The sequence below is a fragment of the Peribacillus sp. NPDC097284 genome (assembly GCF_044761765.1).
Lineage (GTDB): Bacteria > Bacillota > Bacilli > Bacillales > DSM-1321 > Peribacillus.
In genome coordinates, this window is record NZ_JBIWCZ010000008.1 from 1 (window position 1) to 13,554 (window position 13,554).

Sequence of the window (13,554 nt, forward strand, 5' to 3'; positions counted from 1 at the left end):
AGTAAATTATTATAAAAATAGAAAAACAGGTGGAGAAAAACAACTCGTTTTTCTCCACCTGTTTTATTTTAGGGACTTATTAGACAGCCCCTTTTCAGGATTTTTATAAAGAATTAGGCGGATATACTTTCCAACGTGACAAATCAGGATTTTTCTTTTTCACGAGTTCTCCTGGAAAAATAAATGTCCAGGGCTTACTTGTATTAGATTTCACTTCAAAGTTATCAAGGGAAAAACCACCTTGGCAAACTTGATCTCCATCCGCATCCTCGACAATCAATGGCAGTTTTTCAATCTTAATTTGCTTATCACTACCATTCCGAATTAAAACCGTCACGGCTAATTGATCATTCTCCTTGAACGTGGCTTCTAGTCCCATGAAGTTCACTTCGCCTTGGTTAAGCTTGGGTAACCCGGCAACAAGTTGCTGCAGATTCTGCTGTTGAGCATCCGAAAGCTGCTCTCTCCATGTTGGTGCCAAATCCAATGCATGTTCTTGAGGAGCCTGATTTTTCAGTTCAAAAGCTATCTTCCAGCCGTTATCCGGAATTGGGGCTAAAGTATCCTCTTCTTCAAATAAGAAGCTCCATGGCATACAGGAAACAGCAGGGATTTCACCCATCTCCGATAAATCAAATGACTTCTTCGCCAGAGCCTGCCCGTTTTCATCCAATAATAATAAATCCACTACTTCAAAGCGGACCGCTTTATCTAATGTATTACGGATGAAGGCCATAACCACTACTTCCTCTTCAAACCTTGATAATTTAACTCCTGAAATGGAAATTTGATTTGGTTTTAATGATGGCAATTGTTGATGGTGGAACTGGTAAACATACTTTTCTTGCTTGGATAAATCAGAGTCGTCATGAAAAACCAAGGTAGTATAGATTGCATCTTCTGCATTTGAGACAGACTCTTCCGCTGTTGCTGTTTCGATTTTGACTTTTTCTTTTTCTTTTGCTTTTCCACTTTTACTAAACAGACCCATTATTCATCTTCCCCCTTCTCATCAAGTTCTTCTTGATCCCTTTGGCTTTTTACATACTCCATAAAATGGACACTGATGCCTGACTCGATTTGACCTATAAGTTGTTCGAACTGTATTAGTGCTTCTTTTTCGAATAACATATAAGGGTCTTGTTGACCATACCCGCTTAACCCTATGCCTTCCTTCACTCTATTCATTTCGTCTAAATGACTCATCCAGTTCGTATCAATTTGTTTCAACATAAAGGCACGTAACCGGCTTCCCCACTCAGCATCCTCTTGTAAAGTCAATAACATAGGTTCCATTTCTTTGAATGCAGACAGTGCATTTGCTTCTACTTCAGAACGGGTAAGACCTTGCAAATCGTCCTCTTTCCAATCCAACGATAAGTAGACAAGGGACAGCTCTTCAATGAAAGCCTTCGAATTCGGCTCTTCCATATATTCAGGGTAATACTTCGTCACGCGCTTACGGATGTAACTTTCGATATATTCAAGGAGAATCGTAAACATTTGATCCGTTTCCATATCCAGAATCCGATCTCTCATCGAATAGATAATTTTACTTTGCTCATTTAATGCATGTTCCAATTTCAACAAATGATTACGGCTAGATTGATGTGTTTGCTCAATCGTCTCCTGAACCATTTTCACAAATTTTTCTGGAGCAGGACCTACGACCAAACCGGTTTCATCTGTTTTAACTTTCTTTACGTACCGCTCAATTTCTTCTTCCTCATAGTAGACAAACAAATCGTCCTCTAAAGAAATGATAAATTGTGTAGAGCCCGGGTCACCTTGCCGACCCGAACGACCACGTAGCTGCATATCAATACGATTGCTTTCATGCCGCTCCGTACCGATAATATGAAGCCCGCCCAATTCCTTAACATCTTCATCCAGCAAAATGTCGGTACCTCTTCCAGCCATGTTCGTCGCTAACATCACTTGGCCCTTTTGTCCGGCCTTGGCGATGATTTCCGCCTCGCCTTTTTCCGTCTTCGCATTGAGGATCTGATGTTGGATTTTTTCTTTCTTCAAGTGAATGGATAACGTTTCCGATTGCTCAATGGAAGTCGTTCCAATCAAAATTGGCCTTCCTTCTTTATGGATACGTGTTACTTCTGAAACGATTTTTTTGATTTTACTTACTTCATCTTTAAAGATTAAATCTGGTTTATCCTGTCGTTGAATGGACTTATTCGTTGGAATTTCAATAACAGGCAGCTGATAGGTTTCCCAAAACTCCTTTTTCGAAGGCATGGCACTTCCCGTCATCCCTGAAAGTGAATGATATAAACGGAAATAATTTTGGATGGTAATTGTAGCCTGTGTTTCATTCTCTTCAGAAATCTCCAAGCCTTCTTTTGCTTCAATGGCCTGATGGAGACCTTCACTAAAACTTCGGCCTTCCATCACCCTGCCAGTAAATTTATCTATCAAGGATATCTGTCCATCCTTGACGATATAATCGACGTCCAATTTCATAATGGCATGTGCTTTAAGCGCTTGCGTCACATTATGCAGTAGCTCTTGATGCTCTATATCATATAAGTTATTTACTCCGAACGCCTTTTCAATCTTGGATGCGCCTTGATCTGTTAAAAAGGTAGCCCTTGATTCGTTAGCCACCTCAAAATCCTCATCCTCTTTAAACGACTTCATAATCTGAGCAGTAATATGAAACAGCTCCGTTCCATCACTTGATTTGCCTGCAATGATTAACGGGGTCCTTGCTTCATCAATCAGGATGCTGTCAATCTCATCGACAATGGCAAATCGATGGCCTTTTTGCACTTTCTCTTCTTTTCGAAAAACCATATTATCCCGAAGGTAGTCGAAACCGAATTCCGTACCCGTCCCATAGGTAATGTCCGCAGCATAGGCCTCCTGCTTTTCAGAAGGAGCCATTTGTGAAATATTCAAGCCGACTGTCAGACCCAAAAATTCATGCACCTGCCCCATCAAATCCTTATCCCGGCTGGCGAGATACTCATTTGCCGTGATAATATGGACGCCTTTACCTTCCAAGGCATGTAAATAGCTCGGCAAGGTTGCAACAAGAGTTTTCCCTTCCCCCGTATTCATTTGAGCGATTGCACCCTCATTCAAGACAAACCCACCTACGAGCTGAACATCATAGTGCCGTAGACCCAATACACGTTTCGATGCTTCCCGTACTACGGCAAAAGCCTCAGCTTGAATATCCATTAACGTTTTTCCAGAAGCTAGCAAACTTCTAAACGTATCTTTCATACCTCTTAATTCATGATCCGTATATTTTTCAAACTTTCCCTCTAGTTGGTTCACATTATCTACAAGCTTATAAATTCGCTTTAAGTCTTTAGAACTCTCATTAAATATCTTTTTCATACCAGTTAACATAGGGTTTTCTCTCCTATAAAATCAATTGAACGCACTATAGAAATTATATCATATATAGTTATAAACTGGAGTGTTAGCAATAATTACCTAGTATGAAGTAATTAATAGAATTAAAGGTTTAATGATCACTTTTTTATGCATAATTTGACTTTTGTAACAGAAATGTAATGTAAAATGTCGTTTATTGTAACAAGACTATATTACTATGTAAGAACCAATATTTGTTTCAGGAGGAAAATTCATTGAAAAAGTTATTTAGTAGTCTAGTTGTCGCTGCCGTCTTATTGCTTTCACCTCTACAGCATCAAGCATCTGCTAATATTGGTGATCAAACGTTAGAACCGAAAATGAAACATTCCGACGTACGCCAACTTCAAAAACTTCTGAAGTTTAAAGGTTACTATAAACCATCAGGCTCCTACTCAAATAATTATAATGAATCTACTACAAAGGCAGTAAAAGCTTTTCAAAAAGACCACAAGTTAAAGAAAAATGGGATATCCAACCGATCGACCTTTAATGCCTTGGGCGTATACAACATAGATAATGACAAATTAATAGAAAAAGCTAAGAAATATATGGGTGTACCATATAGATGGGGCGGAACTTCTCCCAAAGGTTTCGATTGTTCTGGGTTCATCTACTATGTCTTTGAAAAGTCACAAGATGTCGTCTTGCCACGTACAGCTGCAGATTTGTATTCTAAAGTTGGTTTGAAAACATCAGAACCTGAACCAGGGGATCTTGTATTCTTTAAAAATGGCAAACGTGTTTCACATGTTGGAATATACATAGGTGATAATCAATTCATCCATTCTGCCACTTCTAGAGGAGTTAGCATCTCAAGCATGGACAACTCCTACTGGAAGCCGAAATATATCGGGTCAAAAACCCTATAAAAAAAGAAGGTTCACTGAAATAAATTTCAGTGAACCTTCTTTTATTAGTACACTCTTTTTCCTCTCTGCACTATAAGTGATTTCCGACTATCTTCATATATTAGAACTCGGTAAACTAACATTTCATACGATTTCGTAAAAATACTTATTGTTTTTTTAGAATTGTTATTCAGGTTTTAAAGATAAGTATCTTAATTATTAAATCACCCAAAAAGTGAATGAATAACCATTCATATGCATTGTTCTTAAAGAAATTTAAATTAAAATCCTACTTTAGTATCTTTTGTTTGTCCAAATAATTACTATTTTATGAAACTTTAATCCTAAAAATATCTAATTCCGAATAATATTTTGTCAAAAATAAGAAGGAATTAGAATAAATGGTCAGAATATACTTATAAAAGTTTGATTGGACGGCTCCCAGTCATCCTTTAAAAATAAGAGTTTATAGGGGGTTATGTATGAAAGGATCAGGATTTCAGTTTGGCGGCTCCCAAAATAGGACGGGGTGGATCATTGCTATCGTCGCTGTCTTATTAATCCCATTTATCTACGCAGCACTTATACTTACTGCAAAATGGGGGCCCTACGACAATTTATCCAGACTACCTGTCGCTGTCGTCAATAAGGATATAGGGGGCACTTCAGGTGGGAAACCGATTAATGTCGGCAATGATTTAGTAGCTGAGTTGCGGTCTGGCGATACCCTTGGCTGGGACTTCGTTGATGAAAAGACCGCTAAAAAAGGGTTAGATAATACCGATTACTACATGGTCATTGAAATTCCGGAAAACTTCTCACAGAATGTAACAACAGTCTTGGATACAAATCCGGTAAAACCTGAATTGATCTATACACAAAATGAAGGGCTACACTTTATGGCTGCTCAAGTAACCAAAAGTGCTACAGAACGTATTCGTGAAAGCTTGGCGGATAAGGTAACAGCCACTTATACGACAAGCTTGCTCAATCAACTGGGTGATATTGAAAACGGTTTCAAAGATGGGGCAGATGGTTCTCAAAAAATCAATGATGGAGCCGGAGAACTGAAAAATGGTACCGCTCAAATCCTTGATTCCCTGAAAAAAAAGGCACCAGACATCACAAGGCTTGCAAGTGGAGCTGCTGAATTGAAGGCTGGAACAAGCGTCATGTATAACTCTCTTGCTGGTAAACAGGGAGACATCGGCAAGTTAGCGGATGGTGCTAAACAAGTAGACAATGGCGCTCAGACCTTAAATGGCGGAGCTAGAAAATTAGATGCTGGTGCCAATGAGTTAAACGCTGGTGCAGGCAAGCTTAATAATGGAGCTCAAGCACTGAATAGTGGTGTGAACCAAGTCAATAACGGGGCCCGAAAACTCAATGGCGGTATTAGTCAGGTTAACGATGGCGCTCAAAAGTTGAACACTGGTGCCACTTCTCTGAATGCCGGAGCTCAGCAATTAAACGGCGGGGTTAATCAAGTCAATGATGGAGCTCAAAAACTGAATGCGGGTGCCAGTTCTTTACAAGCAGGTGCTGCTTCTCTGAAGGGTGGCGCTAGTCAAGTCAATGATGGAGCCCAAAAATTGAATAGTGGAACAAAAGAATTAGTGAATGGAGCCACTTCATTACAAGGTGGCGCGAAGCAAGTATTAGATGGTTTAACAAGTGCGGAAGCAGGAAGTAATACATTAAAGGCAGGCATTTCGACTCTAGCTGAAGGTAGCAAAGGAGTTTCTACAGGTGCTTCGGACGTAAACTCTGCAGTAAAACAATTAGCCCCAGGCGCTAATACTGTTGCAGCCGGCTTAGCCCAACTTGCCGAGCAAGTACCTGGACTTAAGGCAAGTCCAGATTTCCAAAAGCTATTAGCAGGAAGTCAACAGGTTGCTGGCGGTCTCGGGCTATTAGCGGAAAAAACTCCTGGTTTAGTAGCGGGAGCTGATCAGATATCAGGAGGATTAGCCAACGCATCAACCGGGGCTAACACTCTAGAAGCTGGGCTAAATACTTTAGTAGCAGGACAAAAGCAAGTATACAGAGGAACGCAAACTCTTGCTAAAGGTGCAGGGGATCTCTCCACTGGAGCCAGCCAACTTGCAACGGGAACAGGCTCATTAGCGGCAGGTACCACAACTCTTGCAGCTGGAACAGCCTCTTTGGCTTCTGGTAGTAAGGACCTTGTAGCTGGAACTGGCACTCTAGCTAAAGGCAGTAAAGATCTTGCAGCCGGAGCTGGCACGCTTGCTAACGGCAGTAAAGATCTCGCGACTGGAACTGGTACGCTTGCCAAAGGAAGTAAAGACCTGGCAGCTGGAACCGGCACACTTGCCAAAGGAAGTAAGGAACTTGCAGCCGGGGCTGGCACGCTTGCTAACGGTACAAAGACCCTTGCTTCTGGAACAAGTACTCTAGCCGAGGGGGCTGGTAAGCTTGCCGCTGGAACGGGCACGCTTGCTGCAGGTAACCAAACCGTGAAAGCGGGATGGAACGACCTTACAATTGGTGCAAACAAACTGGATAACGGGATGACACAAGTGAGTGACGGCACGAAGACCGTGAAAACGGGTTGGGGCACTTTATCCGATGGTGTCCAACAAGTAGACGGTGGTGTCGGACAAATCAAAGATGGCAGTAAGACATTGACAACCGGCTTATCTGGCGGTGCTGATAAATTAAGTGCCATTAACACGGATGAAAAGAACATTGCCATGTTTGCGGCACCAGTGGAATTGAGTGGAAAGTCCATCAATACATTCCCTGGATACCGTTATGCGAATGCTCCATATATCCTTTCATTAGCTTTATTCGTAGGGGTTTTGGTCATGGCTTGTCTCTTCAACTTACAATTGCCAGCGGTGACAGATGTTTCCGCATTTAGATGGTACGCGATCCAATTTAGAAACATGGCAGTGCTTGCGATAGCCCAAGCGCTCATCGCATCTGTTTTCGCTTCCTTCTATTTAAAATCAACCTTTACAAACGGGATCATGTTAATCTTATTCTCGGTATTTATCAGCTTAACTTTCTTGGCCATCGTGTTCTTCCTAGTGGCTTTAGCTGGAAATATCGGACGTTTTTTAGCTTTTACATTCTTAGTTTTACAACTATCCACAACAGGTTCAAGCTTACCAGTTCACATGCTCCCAGAAGGATTGCAAACATTAAGTAATTTCTTACCACTTACGTACTCGATTAACGGCTTTAAATCAATCATCACTCTTAATAACTATGATTTATTCTGGTCAAGCGTCAGCGTTCTTGCCATATTCCTTGTCTTGTTCGCTGCCCTTTCCCTGGCTGTTATTTGGTTCAAGTCCGGTAGAAATTCAGAACGTGCAGATGTTGCAGCATAAAAGTTTTTACCTTCCTGATATTCAGGAAGGTTTTTTTTATGGATCTCTACTAATAATAGAAAGACATACATCTAATGGAGGATTCCACATGACTAATAAAATCAGAAGCATTCAACTATATATACGCCCGTATGGTCTAGCCTTACTATCCCTCCTCCTCATTTGCCTGGCCTACCCGATTCATGGGATAGCTCAAAAACCTCCCAAAAATGTAATCTTGCTCATTGGCGATGGCATGGGTGTAGGGGCCATCGAAGTTGCCCGCCAATTCGAGTATGGTATATCGGGAGTCCTTCATATGGAAAAACTAGAACATGTCGCCCTGATGCGTACCTACTCCGCTAATAATTATGTGACCGATTCTGCGGCCGGAGGTTCAGCCATCGCCACTGGCATCAAGACCAATAACGAATCGATTGGGGTTGACTCGACTGGAGTAGAGGTCGACAGCATTCTTGATGCCTTTCAAGCACATGGAAAAAAAGTCGGACTCATTTCCACTAATATGGTCGTCGATGCCACCCCCGCCGCTTTCGGGGCCAGCGTAAAAAATCGCTGGACAGGTGGTTCCCAGATTGCCCGGCAGCTTTTTGATCACCGGATTGACGTCATTCTTGGTGGTGGTGCTTCCTATTTCGAGGAGGAACGGCAAAATGGCGTCGACCTTGTCGCCAAATTTAAAGAAGCCGGTTATTCATTTACGGCGAATAAGGAAGAACTCGCCTCCGTTCAACACCCTAAAAAACTGCTGGGGCTATTCCACCCCACCTATATGAATTTCAAGCTGGATAGAGAAGTGGTCCACTCACAGGAGCCTACACTCTCCGAAATGACGGGAAAAGCACTTGATGTCTTATCTCAAAGTGACAACGGGTTCTTTTTAATGGCGGAAGGGGCACGCATCGATTCAATGGAACATGCCGCAGACTATACGGGGATTTGGAGGGAAACGATTGAGTTTGACCAGACGGTAAAGAAGGCTGTGGAATGGGCAAAGCAAAGGAAGGATACCTTGATTGTCGTGTTGGCTGACCATGAAACGATGGGAATCTCCGCATCGGAAACGATGGACATTGCTGCATTGAAAAAAATCAAAGTATCTACTCAGTATATGGCCAAGCAGCTTACCTTTGATAAAGACAATAAGATTGAACCAAAAAGCGTCATTTCCGCATTCAAGAACTATGCCCATATCTCTCTTACACCTGAAGAGGCTCAACAATTAATCGATCACGTAAGAAGCAATAGAACGCTTGTCTACCCGCAGCACAGCATCGATTGGGAAATTGGCAGTACTATCGCCAAACATTATAAAGCGGGAGTAGCGGACAGAAGTATACGTGCAGCCAGTTCGACAGGAGGGCACACCGCCAATATGGTACCTGTCTTTGCAACCGGACCTGGAAGCGAGGCATTCGACGGCGTACTCGACAATACGGACATCTCACAAATTATTGCCAAAGCGGCCGGCGTCCCCTTTACCCCAGGCCAACAACTATCACAAAACTAGGGTTGACACATAGTCAGCCCTAGTTTTTTATATTTCATGCTTTAGCCAAAAAGGATCAAACATGTATTATAATGATTCATATATCAAGTTTACATAGAAAGGAAAAGACCATTTTGGAATTGAATATCACGTTATTTAGGATGATTAATGATTTAGGAAAAGAGCACGCTTATCTAAATCCTGTGTTTGTTTTTCTTGCTGACTATTCATTGTATTTCTTAGCTTTGGCTGTTGTCGTTTTCTTTTTTACACGTAATGGTAGGAATAGATTGATGGTTGTATGTGCAGGCCTTACATTTATTTTGGCAGAGGTAGTGGGGAAACTAGTGAGCAACCTCCATACCAATTATCAACCATTTTCCGTTTTGGACGATGTGAATAAATTGATAGAGAAAGATATCAATAATTCTTTTCCTAGCGATCACACCATCCTCTTCTTTTCCTTTTGCATGACCTTCTGGTTATTCAGCAAAAGCCAATTTCGTTTTTTATGGTTGATTGTAGCAGTACTTGTGGGAATATCGCGTGTAGGGGTAGGCGTTCATTATCCCGCTGATGTTCTTGTCGGCGCATTGATTAGCATGGTCGTATCATTTATTGTTTACAAAGTCGTCCCAAAATCAAAGAACATTCAGCGTCTTTTGAATAAGCAAGAGAATGTAGAAAAAACTAAATCGGCAGATTTATAACACATAAGAACCGCTAGTTGAATTCAACTAGCAGTTTTTTGTTTACTACTCATGAAAGACATCTTCTTTAGGAATTTAATCATAGCTGGTTTGTTAGTCTATTTTGAGACAAGGTAGATTTTTTCGGTATATAAGATATATTCGTTATATTTGTTATTGATCCGGATAAAATTTTCTGCGGTATTTATCGCTAGATTGTTTGAAAGATCATGTTTGTTTTTCTTACTCAATACATTGTAAGTAATATCGTATTGAGAACCTGGTCCTGCATTCTTCCAGGTGGTAAATTGAACAGGTCGGCCAACTTTTTGAAATGTATTATTCTTGAATGTCGGGTTTTTCGCACCACTGGCTAAAATCCCTCGTGTTCCAGGCTCGCCGTTTTCCACATTTTTTATTGTATTGTTAATGATTTGTGCATCAGACCAATTCATAACCCGAATCGCATCGCTACGTGTTTTCTCTATGTTATTTTTTTGGATAACTACTTTATTATGATATTTTGCGCCGGAATACTTATGAGTCCCTATCGCACGATCAAGGTTTTTGAACGTATTATTTTCAATGGTAATATGTTTGTTTGCTGTTTTATCAAACTTACTCCAAGTTTGGCTCCACCCAAGCGTGGTTCTGTCTGGTGTATCAATATTAATCGCTTCTTTATTTACATTTTTGGATACTTTCGAATCAATGAACGTATTCTTACGGATCATGACATGATCTGAGGCATCCATTTCAATAAAATGTCCGGAGAACATATTTTTAAAATGAATATTCTCCACCTTGATGTTTTTATTATGACCCATGATGATGGCGATGCTGTCTTCTATAAACTTCAAGTCGATTGTTACATTACCTTCGCCGATGAAGGATATATTCTTCTCTCCATTATATTTTCCATACACACCCTTCTTAGAGGACTTTGATGGCCTTATAAGTTGGAACATGGATTTGGCTGCAACGAACTGGTTCGTTCCCGTTTTCTTTCCTTTAACCAGCTTTACGCCATCCTTCATCTTGATTGTTACGTTCGAAGGAACATAGAGTGTATTACTGATTGTATACGTACCTTTTTTCAGGACAAGCGTACCGCCACCTTTTTTCTCTAACTCTTCAAGGTATGAACGCAATAAATAATAATGCTTCGTATACGAGTTATATGTAGAAAAATTCATCATATTATTCTTATAGGTTTTGCTTGTTGGTGATATGGTATAAGTTGGTTTTGACACTGCCTCTGCTGAATATGTAGGTAATAACACGCTGAACAATAACATAGCGGCTATCCATAAAAATCCAATCCTCTTTCTCATGTAGCAAACTCTCCTTTTTCCTGTTTAATTCTCCATATTAATAAAGTCATTTTTTAACATACTTCCCTATAATATCATTCATTCGTTTGTTATGAGTAGATTCAGCTATAAAAACCCCATTATTTTCTAAAATTCATTCAAAAAAACGCCATCTCTCAATGAAATGGCGTCTCGAATCGTTATTTTTTTATATAGGTTTTGGATACATACCCGCTTTTAGTACCGTACTTCACTTTGTACCAGCTCCCTTGTTGCGCTAAGATTGTGACGGTCTGATTTTTCTTAAGCTTACCGACAATCTTCGAAGTTGTATTGGCTTTCTCTCGTATATTTAAAACAGTTGCGGTCACTTTCCCTGTCGTTTTCTTAATATTGATTTTCGTTGTAGCGGTTCTTTGGTTATCACTTGCGTCACTTGCAATGATGAGGGCTGTATACGAGCCGTTAGATACATTTTGAAAATTCCAAGTGGCGGAATGATTCCCCTTCTTTAACGATTTTGCATTGGTTGGGGTGGCAATTACTTGCCCTTTGCTATTTTTGATTTGCACCGTCACTTTAGCATCTTCGTTTATATGATACGAAATGCTTGCCTTTTCAGTGCTGTAATTCCCTGATGTGTCGATGGTTGTAATTTTCGGGGCGGTCGTATCTTTGCTTACCTTAATCGCCCAGATTACCGTACTTCTATTTCTGCCTCGATCTGTTGCGATAATTTCTGCGGTATAAGTTCCACTACTGACATCTTTTATGTTCCATGTAGCGGACTGACTCCCCTTTTTCAAGGCTTGTTCACGAACAGGAGTGGCTACAACATTTCCCATGCCATCTTTAATCGTTAAGGAAACGATCGCATCTTCATTCATGCTATACGTAATGCCGACCTTATTATTAGAATAATCCTCTGTCGCCTTCACAGCAGTGATGCTCGGTGCTGTTGTATCCTTATTCACTGCAGGCTCCTGTTCAGGCTCAGCATCGGCATACTCCCTTACAATCGTCGTGTTCGGGTAATAAAATCCTAAAATCTCTTGAAAGGTTTGTCCAAATTCAGCTCTATATTTCGCCCCATACTGACTCATTCCAACCCCGTGGCCAAAACCTAGCCCATCTATGGAAATTCTCTCCGAATTGGTTGATGTGGAATCCACTACTAAATAGCTCTTCATCTTATCCGCACCTACCATAGCCCGAATCTTTGAAGCAGGGACATTCAGTTCCGTAACCGTTTGCTGTACTAATTTCCCTTTCTCATCAAGCATATCCTTCACATAAAAATTCATTTGGATGGAGCCCTTTGTCACTCGTCCTCCAGAGGTTCTATCTGATAAAGCTAAAACAGGAATATCCGTAATTTTAATATCCTTTTTGTTATAGCCATTACTTTGAAGCCAACTTTTCAAGTTAGGAACGACGGCTGTATCCTTTTCCTTAACACTTGTCCACCAATCTCCCGGCTTCGATAAATCTTTTTTGGAAAGATCGATTTGCTGTTTATCCAGTGTCACCGACCATTTTATTTTCGGATCAAACGGATCCTCTTTAATGTCCAGATAAGCTAGAGGTTTTCCGCTCATCCAGACGTTAGAATTCAGTTCCGTCATGCCGCCATTGCTCGAAGAAAAAAGCGCCTCGATCAACTTCCCATCATGCTTGATGACAAGCCCAGTTGTCTGCTTCACCGCCAAATTAGAGCGATCATGACCATCGGCTCCTCCATATACTTGGTAAGAAACCGTATCATCAATCACCTTGGACTGAAAACGAAGTGCGTAGGTGCGGGCCGCAATCGTTTGGGCTTTTAACGCCTCGATATGCCATAGTGCCGGCATTTCCTTCGGAACGACTCCCTTTACATACTCCTCAATATGAACATGGTTAATCGGTCGTACATAACCGCCTTCAACCGTGAATTCCATTGATCCTGGATACTGACGGTTGTTAATGGTTAATAGGGAATCTTCCTTAACCGGTGTAGCGGTAAACGAAGAATATGTCTCCAGCTTCTTTGTATTCTTGTATACCACAAGCTTTCCTGCTTCCACTTTAACCGTCAGTTCCTCCCCGCTCTTGATAAAGAGTTCACCATCAAACGTTAGATAGTCACCTGTTGCCGTTACCGTCACGGATGTTTGATTACCCAAGTAGTTTCTCAGTTTCACCTTCATCTCTATAGACCCTTCTGCTGCCACTGCTTCATATGCTGGAAATGTAGAAAAAATGATAAAGAAAGCCATACACATATACCTCAAACTTCTCATCTTACTTCCGCCTCATCTCTATAATTGTTTATAGATAAAAACTTTGATAGATTGCTATGTTGGTAATATCGGCAAAGTTAGTAGAATTCTAAGAGGTGTATAGTGAATTAGTCACGAACAGTGGTTTCTAGCAGGCCAGCTCATACTATATGTATTAATTCTCTAG

The 13,554-nt window shown here is 40.9% G+C and carries 8 protein-coding genes; 4 read left to right on the forward strand and 4 right to left on the reverse strand.

Annotated elements, in window-relative coordinates:
- Positions 1–103: 103 nt before the first annotated feature.
- Together ACIQXU_RS14605 and secA2 are read right to left on the reverse strand one after the other, a co-directional pair.
- A complete protein-coding gene (locus ACIQXU_RS14605; RefSeq protein WP_402990377.1) occupies positions 104–991 on the reverse strand; it encodes an accessory Sec system S-layer assembly protein in 888 nt (295 codons plus the stop codon).
- Positions 991–3,375: an accessory Sec system translocase SecA2 gene (gene secA2 / locus ACIQXU_RS14610; protein ID WP_402990380.1), complete on the reverse strand. Its 2,385-nt coding sequence runs from the start codon at positions 3,373–3,375 to the stop codon at positions 991–993. The genes ACIQXU_RS14605 and secA2 overlap by 1 nt, the downstream gene beginning before the upstream one ends.
- A 242-nt stretch (positions 3,376–3,617) precedes the next feature.
- On the opposite strand from secA2, the gene ACIQXU_RS14615 reads away from it, so the two are divergent.
- The 4 genes from ACIQXU_RS14615 (at position 3,618) to ACIQXU_RS14630 (ending at position 9,814) form a co-directional block, all read left to right on the forward strand.
- Complete coding sequence (locus tag ACIQXU_RS14615; protein ID WP_402954731.1) at positions 3,618–4,274, forward strand: C40 family peptidase; 657 nt, start codon at positions 3,618–3,620, stop codon at positions 4,272–4,274.
- A 461-nt stretch (positions 4,275–4,735) separates the two neighbouring features.
- Positions 4,736–7,615: a YhgE/Pip family protein gene (locus ACIQXU_RS14620; protein WP_402990383.1), complete on the forward strand. Its 2,880-nt coding sequence runs from the start codon at positions 4,736–4,738 to the stop codon at positions 7,613–7,615.
- Between the two features lie 88 nt (positions 7,616–7,703).
- Positions 7,704–9,125: an alkaline phosphatase gene (locus tag ACIQXU_RS14625; protein WP_402990386.1), complete on the forward strand. Its 1,422-nt coding sequence runs from the start codon at positions 7,704–7,706 to the stop codon at positions 9,123–9,125.
- A gap of 71 nt (positions 9,126–9,196) precedes the next feature.
- Positions 9,197–9,814, forward strand: coding sequence for an undecaprenyl-diphosphatase (locus ACIQXU_RS14630; protein WP_402990389.1), 618 nt, complete (start codon positions 9,197–9,199; stop codon positions 9,812–9,814).
- Between the two features lie 98 nt (positions 9,815–9,912).
- Here the strand turns inward: ACIQXU_RS14630 and ACIQXU_RS14635 are convergent, their stop codons facing one another.
- Entirely contained in the window at positions 9,913–11,127 is a 1,215-nt protein-coding gene (locus tag ACIQXU_RS14635; RefSeq protein ID WP_402990392.1) for a right-handed parallel beta-helix repeat-containing protein, read from the reverse strand.
- Positions 11,128–11,306: 179 nt separating this feature from the next.
- Entirely contained in the window at positions 11,307–13,388 is a 2,082-nt protein-coding gene (locus tag ACIQXU_RS14640) for a SpoIID/LytB domain-containing protein (RefSeq protein WP_402990395.1), read from the reverse strand.
- Positions 13,389–13,554 lie beyond the last annotated feature (166 nt).

What these genes read in the sequence shown, in the direction of transcription:
- ACIQXU_RS14605 (WP_402990377.1), bottom strand. Translation starts at nt 991, where the DNA reads ATGGGTCTGTTTAGTAAAAGTGGAAAAGCAAAAGAAAAAGAAAAAGTC.
- secA2 (WP_402990380.1), bottom strand. Translation starts at nt 3,375, where the DNA reads ATGTTAACTGGTATGAAAAAGATATTTAATGAGAGTTCTAAAGACTTA.
- ACIQXU_RS14620 (WP_402990383.1), top strand. Translation starts at nt 4,736, where the DNA reads ATGAAAGGATCAGGATTTCAGTTTGGCGGCTCCCAAAATAGGACGGGG.
- ACIQXU_RS14625 (WP_402990386.1), top strand. Translation starts at nt 7,704, where the DNA reads ATGACTAATAAAATCAGAAGCATTCAACTATATATACGCCCGTATGGT.
- ACIQXU_RS14630 (WP_402990389.1), top strand. Translation starts at nt 9,197, where the DNA reads ATGATTCATATATCAAGTTTACATAGAAAGGAAAAGACCATTTTGGAA.
- ACIQXU_RS14635 (WP_402990392.1), bottom strand. Translation starts at nt 11,127, where the DNA reads ATGAGAAAGAGGATTGGATTTTTATGGATAGCCGCTATGTTATTGTTC.
- ACIQXU_RS14640 (WP_402990395.1), bottom strand. Translation starts at nt 13,388, where the DNA reads ATGAGAAGTTTGAGGTATATGTGTATGGCTTTCTTTATCATTTTTTCT.